This window comes from Ruegeria sp. CL5 (assembly GCF_056536485.1).
Genome location: NZ_JBQFPS010000008.1, coordinates 166,825 through 185,914 on the forward strand (window position 1 = coordinate 166,825; position 19,090 = coordinate 185,914).

Below are 19,090 nucleotides of genomic sequence, written 5' to 3' on the forward strand. Positions count from 1 at the left end.
TATCGGCGCGACGAATTCTGCGCCCGAAGGGATATGATCCATGCACGCCTATCGCAGCCACACCTGCGCCGCTCTGACCGCCGCCAATGTCGGTGAAACCGTCCGCCTGTCTGGCTGGGTGCATCGTGTCCGAGATCACGGCGGCGTGCTGTTTATCGACCTGCGCGACCATTTCGGTGTGACTCAGGTTCTGTGCGATGGCGACAGTGCGGCATTTGCTGAGCTTGAGAAGGTGCGGTCCGAATGGTGTATCCGCATCGACGGTACTGTCAAAGCCCGCGACGCTGATCTCGTTAACCCGAAATTGCCAACAGGCGAAATCGAGGTTTACGTGCGCGAGCTGGAAGTTCTGGGCGCTGCCGATGAACTGCCGTTGATGGTGTTCGGCGATCAGGAATACCCCGAGGAAACCCGTCTGCGCTATCGCTACCTCGACCTGCGTCGCGAGGCGATGCAGCAGAACATGACCCTGCGCTCGGACGTTGTTGCATCAATGCGCCGCCGCATGTGGGATCAAGGCTTCCGCGAATATCAAACGCCGATCATTACGGCATCCTCACCCGAAGGCGCACGCGACTTCTTGGTGCCGTCGCGTTTGCACCCGGGCAAATTCTACGCGTTGCCGCAGGCACCGCAGCAGTTCAAACAGCTGATCATGGTGTCGGGTTTCGACAAATACTTCCAGATCGCACCCTGCTTCCGCGACGAAGACCCGCGCGCTGACCGTTCGCCGACCGATTTTTACCAGCTTGACCTCGAGATGTCGTTTGTCGAGCAGCAGGACGTGTTCGACACCATCCAGCCCGTTCTGACCGGCGTGTTCGAAGAGTTCGGCGGTGGTCGCAAGGTCGATCAGGATTGGCCGCAAATCTCCTACAAGGACTCGGCCCTGTGGTACGGCACCGACAAGCCCGACCTGCGGAACCCTATTAGAATGCAAGTGGTCTCTGACCACTTCCGCGGCTCTGGCTTCGCAATTTTCGCGAAGCTGTTGGAGCAGGACGGCACCGAAATCCGCGCCATCCCTGCACCAAGCGGTGGCAGCCGCAAGTTCTGTGACCGTATGAACGCCTTTGCCCAGAAAGAAGGTCTGCCCGGCATGGGTTACATTTTCTGGCGGGATCAGGGCGAAGGTATGGAAGCCGCAGGTCCGCTGGCCAAAAACATCGGCCCCGAACGCACCGAGGCAATCCGTCAGCAATTGGGTCTGGGCGTCGGTGATGCGGCGTTCTTCTTGGGCGGTAAACCGAAGGCCTTTGAAAAGGTCGCTGGCAAAGCGCGGGATGTGATTGGCGAAGAGCTTGGTCTGACTGAAAAAGACCGTTTTGCCTTTGCCTGGATCGTGGACTTCCCGATCTACGAGCAGGATGAAGAAACCGGCGCGATTGATTTTGAACACAACCCGTTCTCGATGCCGCAGGGCGGAATGGAAGCTTTGCAGGGCAACCCTCTGGACGTACGTGGGTATCAGTATGATCTGGCTTGCAACGGCTACGAGTTGGTGTCGGGTGCGATCCGGAACCACAAGCCCGAGATCATGTTGAAGGCCTTTGAACTGGCAGGGTACGGCGAAGACGAAGTCAAATCCCGCTTTGGCGCTTTGTTCAACGCATTCCACTACGGCGCGCCGCCGCACGGTGGCTGCGCCGCTGGTATCGACCGGATCGTGATGCTGTTGGCGGATGAGGCCAACATCCGCGAGGTGATGATGTTCCCGATGAACCAGCGCGCCGAAGACCTGATGATGGATGCTCCCTCTGATCCGACCTCGGATCAGTTGATGGAGCTGGGTCTAAGAATCATTCCGCAGGACTAAAGCCAACCGCTCGCCTTGAGCGGGCAGCTTTTGTCTTGCTGGTGGCAAAGACCCAAACACTCAGCGATGATTGCGAGATTGGTCGCGTATTGTAGAAGTACCTGCTACGGTTCAGTCGAACGGGCTCCCATGGTTTCGCCGCTTGCGGCGGATGGTTTTAGCGGTAAATCGTGTTCGGCGATAGAGCCATACACTCAGGATCGAGGCCGTTAAGAAGTAGGCAGTCAGCACGTCAGATTGCCTCCTGTCTTTCCAGGCGGTCTTGCACAAGGCCTGCGACTCTTGCCGTCTGTGCTGTCATCGGGGCACCTTTGGATTGCGACCGGGCAAGCTCATGCACCGCCTCCGCAAGCGTTGTGTCATTCGCATCTCGCGCAACGCTTTGCAGAAACTGCGTGGCATAGTTTAGCGTGCGTTGGTCCGTCGGCCCGGTGAGCACATCGGCGATATGGGCCATGTCGTCCTGATATGCCAACGGGTCCGGGTGAATGATATCGTCTTTGACCTTGCCGAGGTCACTGGGGCGCCGGTCTTCCGGCAAAAGCGCAAGAATAGTTTTCTGGAAATAAGCAACCGATTTGAGGGGTTTGGCCAAAAAACCATCCGCCCCTGCACGCCGGGCAAGTGATTGGGCGTTGTCATCGCCAGACAACCCCAGAATGACGCCGATTCGGGGAACTGCATGGGTCAACTCGGCAATCAGATCTGCGCCCGAACCATCGGGAAGACCCATATCAACAATCAGGACCGAAGGTCGGTAGATCTGCAAATGCCGCCGCGCCGATTTCAGGCAATCCGCCCGCCGAATACGCGCTCCGCTGTGCAGGCACATCAAGCGTATCGCGTCGCAAGCATAGCGGCTGTCTTCGACCACTAGGATGGTTTGGCCCAGTAGTGGCCGAATTTTGGTTGGCAACGCCGGAGAAGCGAAAGGTTCCGAATCGTCCATGGCAGAACTCCTGATTAGCAGATATCTCACGCTAGGAACTTCTGGCTAATACAGGGTTAACGCGCGTTTTGGCGCACTTGCCCTTTAGCCGGACAACCCCCATAACCGCCGCAGCGCAGAATGAAGGAGAGTTCCATGATCGGTCGCCTGAACCATGTTGCCATCGCTGTTCCCGACCTCGAGGCTGCCTCGGCCCAGTATCGCAATGCGCTGGGTGCCAAGGTCGGCGCACCTCAAGATGAACCAGATCATGGGGTCACCGTGGTGTTCATCGAATTGCCCAACACCAAGATTGAACTCTTGTATCCATTGGGTGAGAACAGCCCTATCAATGGGTTTTTGGAAAAGAACCCTTCAGGTGGTATCCATCATGTCTGCTATGAGGTCGAAGACATTATCGCGGCCCGCGATCATCTGAAAGAGACAGGGGCGCGGGTTTTAGGCTCGGGTGAGCCCAAAATCGGTGCGCACGGCAAACCAGTTCTTTTCCTGCATCCAAAAGACTTCAACGGCTGCCTGGTCGAGCTGGAACAGGTTTAACGCCTATGACCATCACTGCAGCTTTTGTTCTATTCGCAGTTATCTGGTTTATGACCCTGCTTGTGGTCCTGCCGATTCGCATCAAAACACAGGGTGATCTGGGCGATATTGTTCCGGGAACCCATGCCGGCGCGCCAGAAGTTCATCACATGAAGAAGAAGCTGTGGATCACCACCGGGATTTCAGTGGTTCTGTGGGCCATCATTGCAGGCATCATCATATCGGGATTGATCAGCGTAAGGGATTTTGATTGGCTGAACCAACTGGAACCACGCGGCTAAATTAGCGTTGGTCATCCGATAAGCCGTGGTAGATATGGGTGAAGGTCGCGGCACCAAGTATCGGGATCAGCAGATTGACCAGCGGAACCGAGAGCGGAACTGCCATAAGGACGCCCGCGACCCAAATTGTTGTTGCATGTTTTGCCCGCAGTTTCCGTGCACCTTCGCGCCCCAGTCGACGCATGGCGGCCAACGTGAAATACTCTCGCCCCAATAGAAACCCGTTCATGCCCCAGAAAATGAACAACGCAAATGGGGTGAAAAATGCATAGAGTATCAGCGCCAGCAGGTTGGCGACGATCAAAACCCCCAAAAAGCTGAGCGTATCCCGCAGGGCGTCGCCGAATGGGATGCGAGTGGCAGGGGGTAGAGTGGGATAGTGCTTGTCCTCAACCGCCTGCGCGACCTCGTCCAGAAACATCGAGGTAATGGCCGAGGCGACGGGGACCATCAGGAATACCGATAAAACCATCATCAACAAGAACGAGGAGACACTGAGCAGATCGTTCAGCCATGTCACCTCACCCAATATCGGCAGGGTGGCCTGATCGCCGACCAGTGCGTTTATCAGCCACAAAAAGCCGGCATAGGCAGCCACCAACAGAGCGAAGGTCAGGCCAACACCCAACAGAAGAACCTTGCGAAATCTTGGGTCGCCGATCTGACCCAGAGCCTGCAGAAATGACTGAACGATGATCATTCTGAGACCCATTGCGTCAGTGTAGTTACATCCGGGCGCGGTCGCTCGGGAGGGGCAGTCCCTTCAGTCGCAATGTGGATGAAGCCTGCTATTTTCTCATTTTTGGACAACCCCAGTCCTTGCTCGCAAAAGCTGCGGTTATGGGACTGCCAGCCTGAAAGCCAGTTCGCGCCCCAACCCGCAGCCAATGCCGCGTTCAACAATGCCAGACAAACGGCGCCTGCCGAATAGGTCTGTTCAATTGCCGGGATCTTTTCGGAAGGTTTCTGCACTTCGATGACAGCTACGGCCAGATGGCCCATGTCGAACTGGCTGCGTGCCTTGGCGATATCTTCGGCGCTTTTGCCCATGGCCAGACCGCAGGTTTCGGTCAGCGCCGCAAGACGTTGCATGGCCCCATGTTCGATAACGACAAAGCGCCAGGGCTCAAGCTTTCCGTGGTCGGGACTGCGCGCGGCAGCGATGAGCAAAGGCATCAACTCTTCCCGCGTCGGGGCTGGTGCCACAAGCGTCTTTGCTGGGCGCGATCGGCGCACCTGCAGAAAATCCAACGCAGCTTGGTTTTTCAGGGACATATGTTAACTTCCTTCACATGGGCAGTGCTTATGTCGGAGGCATGCCATCTTCTTTCAAGGGCAAATTGCCCCCTAAAAGGTGACTAATTCAATCGGAAAAGCGGCCTGAGATCAGATAAAGAGACGGAAGGGAACCGCTATTCAATGAAATCGTCGCTCTCACGAATCTGATAGACGCCTTCGGGTAAATCCAAAGCCGCCGCCAGATCGCGTACCTGCTCAGGTGACAGGGTGATTTTTTGTATCTGATCAGTTCGGGGGTCCAACTGCTCAAGCGTGACGCACTCGGCAAAGTTGTTGATGACGACGTCCTCTTGCAATGGTTTAGCACCTTCGTCCACCAGAGTAATGACCGTCGAGTCGAATTCGTGTTCAATTGAAAACATATTGGCACAGTGCCTAGGCAGAGATCGCAATGCAACCCGTTGCAGCGGCATTCGGCAGTAGCCCAGGCAAATTGGGCGCGTTATGCTTGCCTGCCGACAGGTTGACTGAAAGGAATAGGAATGCGCGGTTTTGCCTTGTCGCTGGTTTTGCTGTTGGCGGCTTGCGGCTCTTCGTCCGTAATCGCGATTCCGGCAGCGGAATGGAAACCCTCATCACCGGCTCTTCGCGAGAAGGCACGGGAATTCGAGCAGGTCAGCCGCGCGGTTGCAGCGTCGGCTGAAATGGAATGCCGCCGCCAGGCACGTTCTGCCAATTGTGATTTTGCCATACTGGTTGATCTGTCATCAAGAGCGCCAGCAAATGCATTCCAGACGCTGGACGAGGACGGGCGACCGTTGATCATATTCACGCGGCCGATGATTGATTCAACAGAGAATGCGGAAGAGATGGCTTTTGTCATGGGGCATGAAGCAGCCCATCACATTCTGGGTCACATCGCCCGACAAACGAAAAATGCCAAGGAGAGCGCGCGCATTTTTGGCGAACTCGCCCGCAAGCAAGGTGCAGATGATGCGGGAATTGAGCGTGCACAGGCTCTGGGTGCCGAGGTCGGGGTGCAGAACTATACGCGCGTGTTCGAGCTTGAGGCGGATCGTTTGGGGACAAAAATCACCCATGCGGCAGGATATGATCCAATGGTTGGAATGGTCTTTTTCCAGCGAATTCCAGATCCGGGTGACCGCTTCTTGGCGACACACCCGCCAAATGCTGAACGGGTCGAGGCGGTTCTGCAAACGGCCCGCCAGTTGGGATTGCGATAATGATTCAGCTAGACCGATTGGGCGTGGTGCTCAGCGATCGCGGGTCGAAATATGCAGTTACCGGTGCAAAGGTTACCAGCCGTTCCGACGTTGATGCAGCGCTAGCAGAGCTTAAATCCGACAAGGCTTATGCCAAGGCAACGCACAACACCTGGGCCGCGATGTTGCCAACCGGAGCGCTTAAGGCCGACGACGGAGAATCCGGTGCCGCGATGGTCATTTTGCGGATGATGGAGCGCGCGGGTCTTTCGGATCACGTCATAATCGTGACGCGTTGGTATGGCGGCAAGAAACTGGGTGGAGACAGGTTCCGCCGGGTACAAGATGCCACCCGAGTGTATCTGGACCAGTTAGAAGCCGGACATTGACCTGAGTCAAAGGCATCGTTTGATGCATGGGCTACCTTTTCTTCAGCGAGCAAAGAAAGAGAAACGCATGTCTGACCGCGCAACACTGCGACATCACGCAGGTCTGATGGATGAGATGGCTACAACGCTCGGGGTCGATCTGCAGGAGGCCGCGATCGACGGTGCCTTGCGATTTGATGAAATCTCGGACGCAGTACTGCGCTGTGCCCAATGCCCAAATCCGGGGCATTGCGCGGCCCTTTTGGACCAGGGCACCGACTTGGGCAGTGCACCGGAATACTGCCGCAACCAGGAATTGTTGAACAGGCTAGCGCCATAAAGGAGGAGCATGTTCATGCTGCAACTTGGGCGGATTATGCCCCATTTCCATTTAGTTCAGAGAATGGCGCAGGCGATTGGCGCTGATGTTGTGGCGGCACATCGGAATGGGCGCCTGGATCAGCAAGACTGGGCTCAGATGATCCAGGCATGCCGTGGTTGCGAATGGGCGCACGCCTGTACTGACTGGTTGCATAAGAACGAAAATGTAGAGAAGGCACCAGTCGCCTGCCCAAATCGGGCAATGTTTGCGGCGATAAAGGTAGGAAGCAATGGTTGAGCACGATCCTCGACCCCGACTGGGTGAGATCGAAAAACACTTTTGGCTGACACGATCGGTGGCGCGTTGCATGGGGATATCCCTGACCGAAGGAATGGCCGAGGGAAGGATCACGCCTCAAGAATACGCCCGGATGGTGACCCGTTGCCGCAGTGCTGGATGCAGCGAGCAATGCCAGTTTTGGCTCGCTGATCAGCAGGAAAAAGCATCCGCTGCACCGCAGTTTTGCGCCAATGCCAGTGCTCTGAACGATCTGACCTGACCGTCAGAGCTTATTGTGCGTCCCGTCGCATAGCGGCGGATTGGCGCAGTGCTTACAGCCACAAAAGAACACCTTCTTGCTGGCCTCAGCCGTGTATTTTACTGGTTCGAACGACGTGTCTTTGTGCGAACCGTCGCAAAATGGTTGCCGCTTGGACTTGCCACAGGCACACCAGAAATAGGTTTTTCCTTCGGTCACTTCGACCGGATAGGGCGATTTCTGGGCGATGATCGGGGCGTCTGACATGTGGCTACTCCGTCTTTAGCTAACGTCGAAGTCAGAGTTTAGGGTTCTTTGTCAAAAAAGGTAGTCTGCGAATGAAAATCCGCCTTCCAGCGTGGATTCGCCTTAATTCACGAAAGCGTTATCGATTCGGTTGCCATATGAAATTCTTGGTCCTATTCTGATACCGGCCCCGAAAAACTGGGCAATATCAGAAAAGTAATAGAGGATTGATGGACATGAAACTGAAATTTGCTGCTATCTGCGCCACGGCCGTTGTACTGACTGCGTGCTCGCAGCAAGAGGAACCGACCCCGGTCTATATCCAACCCGACTATGACAAGTATGGCACGCCCAGCTGTTCGGCAGGCTACGAACTGGCCACGACCGAGGCGGGTCAGACCGTGTGTAATCCGGTCACGCAATAAGCGTTTCGCAGGCGGTCCATCTATTCGGACCGCCTGCACATTCAAGCCGCTGCCGCCGCCGAAAGGCGGTTTTTTCTTGCCTTTCTGCCGCAGGTCGCGAACGTCGGTTCAGGTGGAATTGATCGGAAAGGCCTATGCGAAAATTATTTGATCACCTGAAAGATCGCACTCGCTGGAGTTGGCAGGGCCTATCAGCTACTTGGCGCGAAGAATATTCGTTTCGGGCTTGGGGCTGGGCAAATCTTGTTTCAGGCGCTTTGGCATTCCTGCTTCCGCTCGATTCCGCTGAAAAAGCGTTGATCCTTGCGCTCGGTATACTGGTATTGGTGGCTGAACTGTTCAATACAGCCATCGAACGAGCAGTCGATCATACCTCGACTGACCACCATTTGCTGGCGGGGCAGGCCAAGGACGCGGCAAGTGCAGCAGTGGCACTTACTGCTGTTGCCGCTGGTGTTGCTTGGGTCGTGATTCTGTTTGGGCTGTTGTAGTCCGGGTCTCGGTCACACCGACGAACACAAACGTCCCCAAAGATCGTATTCCCCGGCTTCGTCCACCTCGACGGTGACGATGTCCCCCGGTTTGAGGTTCTTGAACCCTTCATCGATAAACAAATTGCCGTCGATCTCAGGCGCGTCGGATTTGGTGCGGCAGGTCGCGGCCTCATCATCGATGTCATCTACAATGACCTCGATCGTTTGCCCGACTTTGGCCATCAGCTTAGCCTCGGAAATGGCTTGCGCCTTCTCCATGAAGCGCTCCCACCGATCTTGTTTTACGTCAACTGGAACATGATCTGGCAGATCGTTTGAGCGGGCGCCATCGACATTTTCGTACTGGAAGCAACCGACACGATCCAATTGGGCTTCGTCCATCCAGTCGAGCAATGTTTGGAATTCGTCTTCGGTTTCTCCAGGATATCCGACAATGAATGTCGAGCGAAGGGTGATATCGGGGCAGGTCTTGCGCCATGCCGAGATCTCTTCCAGAGTTTTTGCCCCTGCGGCCGGCCGGGCCATGCGCTTTAACACGTCCGGGTGCGCGTGCTGGAACGGAATGTCTAGATAGGGCAGCACGTTACAGCCCGCATCCGCCATAAGCGGAATCAGATCGCGCACATGGGGGTAGGGGTAGACATAATGCAACCGCACCCAAGCATCGAATTGGCCCAGCTCACGCGCCAGATCAGTGATATGGCTGCGCACCTCGCGATCTTTCCACGGATTCAGATCATATCTGCGATCCAAGCCATAGGCCGAGGTATCCTGCGAGATCACCAACAATTCGCGCACGCCGCTATCGACCAGTTTCTCGGCCTCGCGGAGCACAGCATGCGCTGGGCGGCTGGCCAGCTTTCCGCGCATGTCCGGGATGATGCAAAACTTGCACTTATGATTACAACCCTCGGAAATCTTGAGGTAACTGTAGTGGCGCGGCGTCAGCTTCACGCCCGAAGCCGGAAGCAGATCGACATAGGGGTTCGGATCCGGGGGAACCGCGGCATGAACCGCATCCAGTACCTGTTCGTATTGATGCGGTCCGGTCACCGCCAGAATACGTGGATGATGCTTGCGGATATAATCGGGTTCGGCCCCCAGACAGCCCGTCACGATGACTTTGCCATTTTCGACCAGCGCCTCGCCGATGGCATCCAGAGACTCGGCCTTAGCGCTATCTAAGAAACCGCAGGTGTTCACAATTACGGCATCAGCTCCGGCATAGTCCGGCGAGATACCGTAACCTTCGGCACGCAAACGGGTCAGAATACGTTCGCTATCAACCAGCGCTTTAGGACAGCCCAGCGACACCATTCCAAGTGTTGGCTGACCGCGGCGGGGTGACTCGGCGATGCGGGCCCCTGGGGCCAGATCGGGGCGGAGGTTCGGTGGGTTCGTGCTCATGGCCGGGCATATAGAGGGGAATGCTTCCCCTTGCAAATCCTGCCCACACAGGGCTGACTTGTACCAGAGCAGATAAGCCGGAAAGGCAAACTCATGAAGTGGCTCATTCGTATTCTCTTTCTTGTGGTTGCGGCCTTCGGGCTGGTGATTGGTGCCTTGCTGCTGATGCCAGGAGACAAACTTGCCACGATCCTGGCTGAGCAAGTCAAGGCACAAACTGGTCGCGAATTAAAACTGTCCGGGGATGTCAAACTATCCTTCTGGCCCGTTTTGGGCATGGAAACCGGTCGCGTAACCTTTGGCAATGCGCCCTGGGCCGGGTCCGAGCCGATGCTGAGCGCTCAAAGTCTGGCTGTAGGGGTCGATGCCTCGGCGCTGCTGTCGGGTGATATCCGGATCAAGAGAGTGCTAGCCGATCATCCGACACTGCGTTTGGAACGTTCGGATGGGCGCGGGAATTGGGAGTTGCACCAACCCGGAAATTCATCTGACACCGGTGCGTCGGCGCAAGCGGTTGAAAGTCGGCCGGTGACTCTGGAACAGTTGGAACTGCAGAACGCGCGGTTGATCTACATTGAGAATGGCGCGGTCAGCATGGAGTTCGCCGATGTTGATCTATCTGCCCGTTGGCCCGACGTGACTGCCCCGATGGAAATGCAGGCCAGCATGCCCGTGACCGGAGGCAACGTTAAGGTTAACCTGAACATTCCTGACCTGCCTGCGTTCTCGAGCGGGGTGGTGACCCCGTTGGAACTAAGTCTGACTGCACCCGGTGGTGGGATTCAGTTTTCCGGCCGGGTGAATCTGGCCGGAGAAATGGACGGCAAGACTACTGTCACCGCAAAAAATACACACAAGATGTTGGCTGCATTTGGTCAGGGAGGTGTCACCGTTCCCGAAGGCTTGGGCCGGGTTGCGAATGTATCCGGGCAGATGACCTATACCCGAGACGGGCGGATTTCACTGCGGAAAATGGTTGCTGTCCTCGACAATAATCGGCTTGAGGGTGAAGCGGATATTCAGATCTCTGATCCGCCAAAAATCACGGCGCGCCTGAAAGCGGGCGATCTCGATTTGTCCAATGTAAGTGGTGATGACGTATCAAGCAGCGGGTCCGAGGCTGACGGGTGGTCTAAAGCCAGAATAGATGCGTCATCGCTGGCACTCGCAAACGGGACGATCCGACTGCAAGCGAACTCGATTTCGGTGCCAGGCATGCGCTTTGGCAAAAGTGATCTGACGCTCAACCTTGATCGTTCGAGAGCGGTGTTGAAAATGCATCCCGCGTCGCTTTTTTCAGGGCATCTGAATGGCCAGGTGGTTGCCAACAATCGCAATGGTCTGTCGGTCGGTGGAAATCTGACGGCCGATAATATCGATATCAATGAAGCCCTTGTAACGCTTGGGGATATCAAGCGCCTGTCGGGAACCGGGTCAGGACATCTAGAGTTTCTGGGTGTGGGGCAGAATGAAGATCAGATCATGCGGTCGCTGAGCGGCAAAGGGAATATCGAAGTCGGGAAAGGGGTCATTTCCGGGGTGGATCTGGACCGCCTTATGGGGCGCGGAGGGGGTTCAGGCGGCACAACGGTTTTCAATAGCCTCACTGCCAGCTTCACGATGAAAGATGGTGATCTGAACAACGACGACTTATTGATGAAACTGGATAATTTTCGAGCGGATGGCACGGGCCGAATTGGTCTTGGTGCTCGCGATATCGACTATCTGTTTACGCCGGTGGCTTTACGCGCCAATGCAGGCGAGGGGATATCGGTGCCCGTTCGAATAGTGGGGCCGTGGAGCGACCCGTCGATCAAGCCGGACCTCACCAAAGTCATTGAGGCCGCAGCAGAGGGCAAAGTCAAAGCTCTGGAAGATGACGCCAAGCAAAAGGTATTTGAAAAGGTCGGGAAGGAACTTGATACCACAGTAACGGACACCGGTCAGATCGAGGATGCCCTTAAAGATAAGCTGGAGGACGAGGCCAAGAAAAGCCTTCTCAAACTGCTGGGCGGGGATTGATTGCGCCGATCAAGGGCGCTGAAATCAGCGCCCTTGTTAGGAGGGCTAGATGGTTTGATCGTACTCGCCAACGCCGGGCTCGGTGCGAATAACAGCGTCAATATTGGCGAATATCGCCCGCATTTCGTCTTCGCTTTCGCTGCTTTCGCAAACCACCACGAGGTTCGGAGTATTCGACGAGGCGCGCACCAGCCCCCAGCTGCCATTGTCCAGAATGACGCGCGCGCCATTGACGGTCACAACCTCTTTGATCGCTCGGCCCGCAAAGCTTTCGCCAGCATCGGCCTTTGCGACCAACTTATCAACGAGGCGCTGCAAGATATCATATTTCTCGGTATCCGCTGCATAAGGTGACATCGTGGGTGTTGACCACGTCTTAGGCAGCGCCTTGCGCAGGTCTGACATGCTCTGATCTGGGTTGCGGTCCATCAGCTTGCAGATTTCCACCGCTACGCGCATCCCACAGTCATATCCGCGCCCGACCGGTTCGGCCAAGAAATAGTGACCCGATTTCTCAAAGCCGGCCAGCGCACCGATTTCCTTGACCCGGCGCTTCATATGGCTATGGCCGGTTTTCCAGTAGTCGGCTTTGACCCCAAGCGCTTGCAACTCGGGGTCGCTGGCGAACAGACCGGTTGACTTCACATCGGCGACAAAGGTCGAATTCGGATATATCTTGGCCAGATCGCGGGCCATGATGACGCCGACCTTGTCGGCAAATATCTCTTCGCCTTCGTCGTCTACGACGCCGCAACGATCCCCATCGCCATCAAAACCAAGCGCCAGATCGGCGCCGCTGGCTTTGACCGTTTCTGCCATGTCATGCAGCATTTCCATAGCTTCCGGGTTCGGGTTGTAGTTGGGGAATGTGTAATCCAGCCGCGTGTGGCTTGGCACAACCTCAACCCCGATCCGTTCGAAAATCTCGGGCGCGAATGCGGCGGCGGTGCCGTTGCCGGTGGCGCAGACCACTTTCAGCGGACGGGACATTTTGAAGTCGCCGACCAGATCGTCGATATAGGCCTCTTTCACACCGTCGACGAATTCATATGACCCGCCCGGGCGCGCAACACCTTCGCCGTTCAGGACGATGTCGCGCAGTTCCGACATCTCGTCCGGGCCGTGGGTCAGGGGGCGATCAAAGCCCATTTTGACGCCGGTCCAGCCGTTCGGGTTATGGCTTGCCGTGACCATCGCAACCGCAGGTACGTCCAGATGGAATTGCGCGAAATACGCCATCGGGCTGAGCGCTGGGCCGATATCTTTCACGTGAATACCCGCCTGCATAAGCCCGACGATCAGCGCGTTTTTGATCGACAGGGAATAATCGCGATAATCATTGCCCACTGCAATCACGGGTTCGATCCCGCGTTTGTGCATCTGTGTGCCCAGACCCAAACCCAGGGCCGTCATGCCTGGCAGATTGATCTCATCGGGGTATTTCCACCGCGCGTCATACTCGCGAAAGCCCGTGGGCTTGATCATCGGGTCGCGCAGAAAGCTCCAGGTGTTTGGGGTTACCTCACTAAAGGGATTGGTCATTACAAATCTCAATCGTTAAATCTGAATTGGGTTTTCTTTGGCTAGCGCATCAAATCGCATCAATGTGTCAACCAGATGGCCCATCTGATCCAGAGGGATCATGTTCGGCCCATCTGAGGGTGCGGTGTCGGGATCCTGATGGGTTTCTATGAAAACGGCTCCGACGCCCAGAGAGACAGCGGCACGCGCCATCACTGGCGCAAACTCACGCTGTCCCCCTGAGGAACCGCCTTGGCCGCCGGGCTGTTGCACCGAATGGGTTGCGTCCATGACGACCGGATATCCGGTTTGCGCCATCTGCGGCAGCGACCGCATGTCCGCGACCAGCGTATTGTAGCCAAACGAAGTTCCGCGCTCGGTCAGCAGGATGTTCTGATTGCCAGTGCTTTCGATCTTAGTAACGATATTGGGCATTTCCCACGGGGCGAGAAACTGTCCCTTCTTCACGTTGACCGCTTTTCCAGTATTGCCTGCCGCCAGCAGCATGTCCGTCTGACGACACAGAAACGCAGGGATTTGCAGGATATCGACAGCCTCGGCTGCAATCGCGCATTGGGCCTCGGTATGAACATCGGTCAAAACTGGAATGCCCATGGTTTTGCGAATGTCGTCCAGCACCTTCAGCCCAGCATCAATGCCCATGCCACGCTTGCCGGACAGCGAGGTCCGGTTGGCTTTGTCATACGAGGCCTTGAATACATACTGCGCCCCGGCGGCGTCACATGCCTCTTTCATAGTGCCCGCGATCATCTGGGCGTGATCGGCGGTTTCAAGCTGGCAAGGGCCAGCGATGATGGTCAGCGGAAGGTCGTTGCCAACCATGAGGTCGGCGATTTTTACATGTTTCATGAGTCTTACGAGGATACCTGTTCACGAAGGACCGACGCGGTAAGCGAGATCATCAGGTAGATACCAGCAAATAACAGGAAAGCCAAAATCGTATTTTCGAACTTGCGCGGATAGCTGGGTTCCTGGCTGGCAACAGGGTTCACCGAGACTGTCAGATACCGCACTTTCCGGTTGGCCTCGGTCCGTGTGGCTTCCATTTGCTGCATTGCCGTTTGCAGCATCATGTCTCGGGCCGCTAGATCGGCCTGTGCCATCTGAATACGTACGCTCAGACGCGCCAGCGAATTTTCGCCTGCTGAGGCATCCAGCATCTCAGCATTCAATTCTGACAGCACTGCCTCCAGCCGTTTAATATCTGCGCGCGTGCCGTCCACTTTAGCTTTGTTGGGCCGTGCATTGTCGAGAAGGGCGGCCAGCTGCAGTTCTTTATCCTGCAGCTCAATTTCAAACTGATCGATTCTGGCACGCAAGCTGGCGATCACGCTTTGCGGATCCAGTATGGCACCCTGCAACTGCAATTCGATCAGGTCTTCCTGTGCCTGCCTGCGCGCTTCTTGCGCGGTTTCAAAGCCCGCCAATGCATCACGCATTTGATCTTCGCGTTTCAGCTCGGTCAGGCCATTAATCCTCTCCTCAGCGTAAGAGATCAGACGATTGGATAGATCGACCGAGATTTCAGGGCTGGGCGCGGCGACCTCCATGCGAATGACACCATCACTAGGGTCGTACCCGATCGTGATCATTCGCTTAAAAAGCTTGTAGGTTTCTTCAAGCGTCGCATCAGAGGGCAAACGTTGGATCGGATCAATATTGTCTTGCTGAAAGAACTCAGCAAACCCGACATCCCGTTCAAGGCGTTCCAGCGCGTCCTTGGATTCCAAAAACTCTTGAGTGGATACCGAATCCTGTGCAGTTGCAAACTGTGTCCCCGCGAGGAAGCCTCCGAAAGAGGCCCCTCCACCGTCGGCTTGCAAAATCGAAAACACGGAATCGCTGGCGTACATCGGCGTTGCGACCCGATAGAAATAGTATCCCACTATGAATGTAGGCAGGATCACAAAGGCCGTTAGCCGCGCAAATAATGCAACAAGTTTGCGGCGCCGTCTGCGGGCGATGTCTTTCTGGATTTGCCCGATCTCATATTCGCGGCGTTGGGCCGGGCTGAGCTCTGGACCTGGCAGGTTTTTTTGAGTTTCTTTGGCTGTCTGAGGCAAGTGAATTTTAATGTTATCTTGCGTCGCTTTGTCGTCGGTTGAATTACGTTGATCGTAAGCTGCAAGATCTAGCAGATTGGAACGCTGAAACGGATCAATCCCTTTCTTACGCAACAGTCGCACTGCGTCATAATCAGAGGTTGCCGCCAACCCATTCTTGTGGGCAAGCCGTCTGGCGACCCGCAATTGCCGCCCGGTTAACCCTTCGCGCTTGATTGCGTCCAATTCGGTCCCCGGCTGCTGCGCGTCTGTGCCGGAACCAGAAGCCTGAGTCGCCTTGCGAATACGATCGATCGCATCCGAGCGCGCCTCAGCAGTGCCAGCTCCGCGCGCTGCGCGGTCAGGGTTGTATTTTCTAGCCTTGGGCTTGGTAGTCATAGAGCTGCTTCGCCTCTTCCAAGGTTTCAAACATATAAAGCTGACCATCCACCAAAACAGCAGCTTGGCGCGCGAATTTCTCGAGGGTTGATGGATTGTGTGACACGATTACCAAGGTTGTTGTCCGAAGCTTCTCTTTCAGGATATCGCCGGCTTTCTTGTTGAATTCCACATCTGTGGTCGAGGGCATCCCTTCGTCAATCAGATACATGTCGAAATCCAGAGCCAACATCAGCGCAAAGGTGAATCTGGCGCGCATACCGGACGAGTAGGTGCCAAGCGGCTGGTCAAAATACTCACCCAGATTGCACAGCCATTTACAATAGGCTTCGACATAATCAGGGTCCATGCCGTAGATCTTGGCGATCGAGCGCGCGTTTTCGAGCGCTGACAGGCGTTTGGCGACACCCCCGGTGAAGCCCATGGGGAAAGACACACGGCAATCCCGTCGAATTACACCTTCGTCCGGTTTTTCCAACCCCGCCATCATATTGATCAATGTGGTTTTGCCTGTTCCGTTCGGGGCCAGGACCCCAAGGGAGGTGCCCAGTTCGACACGGAACGACACCTGATCCAGAATCACTTTGCGGCGGGTTCCGGTCCAGAATGACTTGCTGACATTTTCGAATTCCAGCATTTGCGGCCTGTCATCGTACTGTTTTGTTATGGCTCGAAGGTGTGTGTGCTACGGGTCCATGTTGGCCACATTATGTCGAAATATGAAACAAATGATCAATGCGGATCCCGCGATATGACATTGAAGTGTTGCCAAGTTAGGTGCTGTTGGCTCCGACCGTGTTCATTCCTATCTTAATCGAGTGTTCATTGCGGGAACGATTCAATCCGATGAAGTCGCTCATTAAGGATATCGCAGAGTGCCGACTTTGCGCGGACAGGTTTGCGCAGACGGCTACCGCGCACAAGCCGCGCCCGGTTGTCTGGTTCCATTCCGGTGCACGAATTCTGATCGCGGGTCAGGCACCGGGGGCTCGGGTGCACCTGTCGGGAAAGCCCTTTACCGATCCTTCGGGTGATCGCCTAAGGGATTGGTTGGGACTGGACGAACAAGGCTTTTATGACCGCTCGCGGGTATCGATTGTGCCGATGGCATTTTGTTTTCCTGGATATAATGAGCGTAAGGCCGACCTGCCACCACCGCCGCTATGTGGGCGCACATGGCATGAAAAAGTGATGAATGCGCTGGGAGAGGTGCCGCTGACAATCCTCGTTGGCGGTCACGCGCACAAATACCATCTGGGTGTGAAAACGCCGGTCACCGAGACCGTCAGCCGTTGGAGAGACCATGCGCCGCGGGTCTTTGCCTTGCCTCACCCGTCTTGGCGCAATACGGCTTGGCTGAAGAAAAACCCCTGGTTTGAGGCCGAGCTTTTGCCGGTTCTCCGGCAACGGGTGCAAGAGGTTCTGAATGACTGAAACTACAGCTTTAGATGCTGCACATGCCGCTATGCTTGCAGCGCCAGAAGACGATTCAGCACGGCTGCGTTTCTTTGAAAGGTTAGCCGACAGCGAGCTGTTCCTGATGCTGTCGGAAGAGGCCAGGGACGAGAATATTTCGCCTGAGCTCTTCGATGTGGCTGATGGCCGTTTCGTGCTGGCCTTTGATCTTGAGGAACGTTTGGCAGAGTTCGCAGGGCATCCGGTTCCGTATGTTGCTCTGTCCGGGCGTGTTTTATCCGGAATGCTGTCAGGGCAGGGAATTGGTTTGGGCCTGAACCTTGAGACCGCTCCGTCGTCGATGTTGATCCCGACCGAGGCGTTGGGCTGGTTGGAAAGCACGCTGCAGCACGGTCCGCAAGAAGTGCAGCAGAGGCTTGCTGAATTTCACCCACCCGCCGGTCTGCCAGATAAATTGCTGACTGCACTTGATACCAAGCTGGCGACTGCAGCAGGACTCGCCACTGCAGCTTTTCTAGTGGGAACGAAGACGGATGATGGCGGGCGGGGCCATCTTTTGGGATTTGTCTCGGCAGTTGAAAACGCGCAGCCTGCTCTGGCGCGCGCCGTTTCTGAGGCGCTGACATTTTCGGGGATCGAGGCGGGTGCATTGGATGTCGGGTTCTTTGAAGCGGATGAGCCGGCCGCCGCCGCGCTGGCAAAGGTCGGACTTAGGTTCGATTTACCCCAGCCGCAGGCCCCGCAAATTGAAAGGGCCGCCCCAGGCAGTGATCCTGAGCGACCCCCGATCCTGAAATAACAAAGCGCGTTAGTCTGCCGCTTCCAGCTTGTCCTGTGTTCGCGTCTCAAAGTCGCTTGCATCGTGACGTTCGTGCAATTGAGTGTGAGGTTCGCCAAATGGGCGATTGACCATTCGACCACGCTGAACGGCTGGGCGCGCGTCGATTGCTTTGGCCCACCGCATTACGTTCTTGTAGCTTTCGACATCAAGGAATTCCGCCGCATCGTATAGACGGCCCAGAACCAGTTGTCCGTACCAAGGCCAGATAGCCATATCGGCGATCGTATATTCTTCGCCAGCGATATAGGTCTTTTCAGCAAGTTCCCGATCCAATACGTCCAACTGGCGTTTGGCTTCCATGGCGAAACGGTCAATCGGGTATTGCCACTTCTCAGGGGCGTAGGCGTAGAAGTGGCCAAAGCCGCCACCCAGATAGGGTGCGCTGCCCATCTGCCAGAATAACCAGTTCATAACCTCAGTCCGTTCCGCACCACTCGCGGGTAGAAACTCACCGAACTTCTCTGCCAGATGCATAAGAATTGAGGCACTTTCGAACACGCGCACAGGTGTTTCATCCGAATGATCCCAAAGCGCGGGAATTTTCGAGTTGGGGTTGGCTCCGACAAAGCCCGAACTAAACTGGTCGCCTTCGCCAATATTGACCAGCCAGGCATTGTACTCTGCCCCACTGTGGCCCAGAGCCAGCAGCTCTTCGAGCATTACAGTGACTTTGACGCCGTTGGGTGTAGCGAGCGAATAAAGCTGCAGAGGGTGCTTTCCGACCGGAAGGTCCTTGTCATGTGTGGCCCCAGCAATTGGCCGGTTGATATTGGCAAATTGTCCGCCGCTTTCACTGTCCCACGTCCAGACCTTAGGAGGGGTATAGGTGGATTGTTCGCTCATATCATGCCTTTCCTGCGTTGCTGGCCAATGGACCGCTAAATCAACAGCTAATATTGCAGAACTCAGAGTCCAACCCCAAACACCGCGGGAATTTTGTAACAATCCCCCGGATACACCTCACAATTCCCAATTCGTTT

At 55.7% G+C, this 19,090-nt stretch carries 24 protein-coding genes; 13 read left to right on the forward strand and 11 right to left on the reverse strand.

Annotation, left to right across the window (positions count from 1 at the left end; genetic code table 11):
* Positions 1-40: 40 nt before the first annotated feature.
* A complete protein-coding gene (gene aspS, locus ACR0IU_RS14935; protein ID WP_480716804.1) occupies positions 41-1,816 on the forward strand; it encodes an aspartate--tRNA ligase in 1,776 nt (591 codons plus the stop codon).
* Between the two features lie 232 nt (positions 1,817-2,048).
* On the opposite strand, the gene ACR0IU_RS14940 is transcribed toward aspS, so the two are convergent.
* The gene (locus tag ACR0IU_RS14940; RefSeq protein WP_480716805.1) at positions 2,049-2,765 is read right to left on the reverse strand and encodes a response regulator; all 717 of its coding nucleotides are present in this window, start codon (positions 2,763-2,765) and stop codon (positions 2,049-2,051) included.
* A 135-nt stretch (positions 2,766-2,900) separates the two neighbouring features.
* Here ACR0IU_RS14940 and mce point away from each other — a divergent pair, with 135 nt between their 5' ends.
* Both mce and ACR0IU_RS14950 read left to right on the forward strand, forming a co-directional pair.
* Positions 2,901-3,305 (forward strand): methylmalonyl-CoA epimerase, encoded by a 405-nt coding sequence (mce, locus tag ACR0IU_RS14945; RefSeq protein WP_010441821.1) that lies wholly within the window; start codon positions 2,901-2,903, stop codon positions 3,303-3,305.
* A gap of 5 nt (positions 3,306-3,310) precedes the next feature.
* Positions 3,311-3,586 (forward strand): DUF1467 family protein, encoded by a 276-nt coding sequence (locus tag ACR0IU_RS14950; RefSeq protein ID WP_170472854.1) that lies wholly within the window; start codon positions 3,311-3,313, stop codon positions 3,584-3,586.
* 1 nt (position 3,587) lies between these two features.
* Here the strand turns inward: ACR0IU_RS14950 and ACR0IU_RS14955 are convergent, their stop codons facing one another.
* From ACR0IU_RS14955 to ACR0IU_RS14965, 3 genes are all read right to left on the reverse strand, one after another.
* Positions 3,588-4,286 (reverse strand): EI24 domain-containing protein, encoded by a 699-nt coding sequence (locus ACR0IU_RS14955; RefSeq protein WP_480716806.1) that lies wholly within the window; start codon positions 4,284-4,286, stop codon positions 3,588-3,590.
* Entirely contained in the window at positions 4,283-4,861 is a 579-nt protein-coding gene (locus tag ACR0IU_RS14960) for a nitroreductase family protein (protein ID WP_010441824.1), read from the reverse strand. The genes ACR0IU_RS14955 and ACR0IU_RS14960 overlap by 4 nt, the downstream gene beginning before the upstream one ends.
* Positions 4,862-4,998: 137 nt before the next feature.
* Positions 4,999-5,247 (reverse strand): hypothetical protein, encoded by a 249-nt coding sequence (locus ACR0IU_RS14965; protein ID WP_480716807.1) that lies wholly within the window; start codon positions 5,245-5,247, stop codon positions 4,999-5,001.
* A 120-nt stretch (positions 5,248-5,367) separates the two neighbouring features.
* On the opposite strand from ACR0IU_RS14965, the gene ACR0IU_RS14970 reads away from it, so the two are divergent.
* The 5 genes from ACR0IU_RS14970 to ACR0IU_RS14990 all read left to right on the forward strand — a co-directional run bounded on the left by ACR0IU_RS14970 (position 5,368) and on the right by ACR0IU_RS14990 (position 7,297).
* Complete coding sequence (locus ACR0IU_RS14970; RefSeq protein ID WP_480716808.1) at positions 5,368-6,069, forward strand: M48 family metallopeptidase; 702 nt, start codon at positions 5,368-5,370, stop codon at positions 6,067-6,069.
* Positions 6,069-6,437: a YigZ family protein gene (locus ACR0IU_RS14975; RefSeq protein ID WP_170541238.1), complete on the forward strand. Its 369-nt coding sequence runs from the start codon at positions 6,069-6,071 to the stop codon at positions 6,435-6,437. Before ACR0IU_RS14970 ends, ACR0IU_RS14975 begins: the two co-directional genes overlap by 1 nt.
* A gap of 67 nt (positions 6,438-6,504) precedes the next feature.
* Positions 6,505-6,756, forward strand: a complete 252-nt coding sequence (locus tag ACR0IU_RS14980) for a DUF6455 family protein (RefSeq protein ID WP_010441828.1) — start codon at positions 6,505-6,507, stop codon at positions 6,754-6,756.
* Between the two features lie 15 nt (positions 6,757-6,771).
* Positions 6,772-7,035, forward strand: a complete 264-nt coding sequence (locus ACR0IU_RS14985) for a DUF6455 family protein (RefSeq protein ID WP_480716809.1) — start codon at positions 6,772-6,774, stop codon at positions 7,033-7,035.
* The gene (locus ACR0IU_RS14990) at positions 7,028-7,297 is read left to right on the forward strand and encodes a DUF6455 family protein (RefSeq protein ID WP_170779558.1); all 270 of its coding nucleotides are present in this window, start codon (positions 7,028-7,030) and stop codon (positions 7,295-7,297) included. The genes ACR0IU_RS14985 and ACR0IU_RS14990 overlap by 8 nt, the downstream gene beginning before the upstream one ends.
* A gap of 3 nt (positions 7,298-7,300) precedes the next feature.
* Here ACR0IU_RS14990 and ACR0IU_RS14995 read toward each other — a convergent pair whose 3' ends face one another.
* A complete protein-coding gene (locus ACR0IU_RS14995; RefSeq protein WP_010441831.1) occupies positions 7,301-7,543 on the reverse strand; it encodes a CDGSH iron-sulfur domain-containing protein in 243 nt (80 codons plus the stop codon).
* A 215-nt stretch (positions 7,544-7,758) separates the two neighbouring features.
* Here ACR0IU_RS14995 and ACR0IU_RS15000 point away from each other — a divergent pair, with 215 nt between their 5' ends.
* Positions 7,759-7,947 (forward strand): hypothetical protein, encoded by a 189-nt coding sequence (locus ACR0IU_RS15000; RefSeq protein WP_010441832.1) that lies wholly within the window; start codon positions 7,759-7,761, stop codon positions 7,945-7,947.
* A gap of 134 nt (positions 7,948-8,081) precedes the next feature.
* Positions 8,082-8,438: a diacylglycerol kinase gene (locus tag ACR0IU_RS15005; RefSeq protein WP_480716810.1), complete on the forward strand. Its 357-nt coding sequence runs from the start codon at positions 8,082-8,084 to the stop codon at positions 8,436-8,438.
* A gap of 12 nt (positions 8,439-8,450) precedes the next feature.
* Here ACR0IU_RS15005 and rimO read toward each other — a convergent pair whose 3' ends face one another.
* Positions 8,451-9,848 carry a 30S ribosomal protein S12 methylthiotransferase RimO gene (gene rimO, locus ACR0IU_RS15010; protein ID WP_480716811.1) on the reverse strand — a complete coding sequence of 466 codons (1,398 nt, stop codon included), beginning with the start codon at positions 9,846-9,848 and terminating at the stop codon, positions 8,451-8,453.
* Positions 9,849-9,941: 93 nt separating this feature from the next.
* Here rimO and ACR0IU_RS15015 point away from each other — a divergent pair, with 93 nt between their 5' ends.
* The gene (locus ACR0IU_RS15015; protein WP_480716812.1) at positions 9,942-11,870 is read left to right on the forward strand and encodes an AsmA family protein; all 1,929 of its coding nucleotides are present in this window, start codon (positions 9,942-9,944) and stop codon (positions 11,868-11,870) included.
* 45 nt (positions 11,871-11,915) lie between these two features.
* Here the strand turns inward: ACR0IU_RS15015 and ACR0IU_RS15020 are convergent, their stop codons facing one another.
* Genes ACR0IU_RS15020 through ACR0IU_RS15035 form a run of 4 tightly spaced genes read right to left on the reverse strand, consistent with a single transcriptional unit; the run spans position 11,916 to position 16,490 of the window.
* Positions 11,916-13,412, reverse strand: a complete 1,497-nt coding sequence (locus ACR0IU_RS15020) for a phosphomannomutase/phosphoglucomutase (RefSeq protein ID WP_480716813.1) — start codon at positions 13,410-13,412, stop codon at positions 11,916-11,918.
* 15 nt (positions 13,413-13,427) lie between these two features.
* Entirely contained in the window at positions 13,428-14,261 is an 834-nt protein-coding gene (kdsA, locus tag ACR0IU_RS15025) for a 3-deoxy-8-phosphooctulonate synthase (protein WP_260022954.1), read from the reverse strand.
* 5 nt (positions 14,262-14,266) lie between these two features.
* Positions 14,267-15,853 carry a KpsE/RkpR family capsule polysaccharide export protein gene (locus tag ACR0IU_RS15030; protein WP_480716814.1) on the reverse strand — a complete coding sequence of 529 codons (1,587 nt, stop codon included), beginning with the start codon at positions 15,851-15,853 and terminating at the stop codon, positions 14,267-14,269.
* Complete coding sequence (locus ACR0IU_RS15035; RefSeq protein WP_010441839.1) at positions 15,831-16,490, reverse strand: ABC transporter ATP-binding protein; 660 nt, start codon at positions 16,488-16,490, stop codon at positions 15,831-15,833. Before ACR0IU_RS15035 ends, ACR0IU_RS15030 begins: the two co-directional genes overlap by 23 nt.
* A 209-nt stretch (positions 16,491-16,699) precedes the next feature.
* Here ACR0IU_RS15035 and ACR0IU_RS15040 point away from each other — a divergent pair, with 209 nt between their 5' ends.
* On the forward strand, positions 16,700-17,287 hold the full coding sequence (locus tag ACR0IU_RS15040; protein ID WP_170541217.1) for a uracil-DNA glycosylase family protein: 588 nt from the start codon (positions 16,700-16,702) through the stop codon (positions 17,285-17,287).
* Positions 17,280-18,068 (forward strand): SseB family protein, encoded by a 789-nt coding sequence (locus ACR0IU_RS15045; RefSeq protein ID WP_480716815.1) that lies wholly within the window; start codon positions 17,280-17,282, stop codon positions 18,066-18,068. Before ACR0IU_RS15040 ends, ACR0IU_RS15045 begins: the two co-directional genes overlap by 8 nt.
* A 9-nt stretch (positions 18,069-18,077) precedes the next feature.
* On the opposite strand, the gene yghU is transcribed toward ACR0IU_RS15045, so the two are convergent.
* Complete coding sequence (gene yghU / locus ACR0IU_RS15050; protein WP_319545030.1) at positions 18,078-18,953, reverse strand: glutathione-dependent disulfide-bond oxidoreductase; 876 nt, start codon at positions 18,951-18,953, stop codon at positions 18,078-18,080.
* Positions 18,954-19,090: the final 137 nt, after the last annotated feature.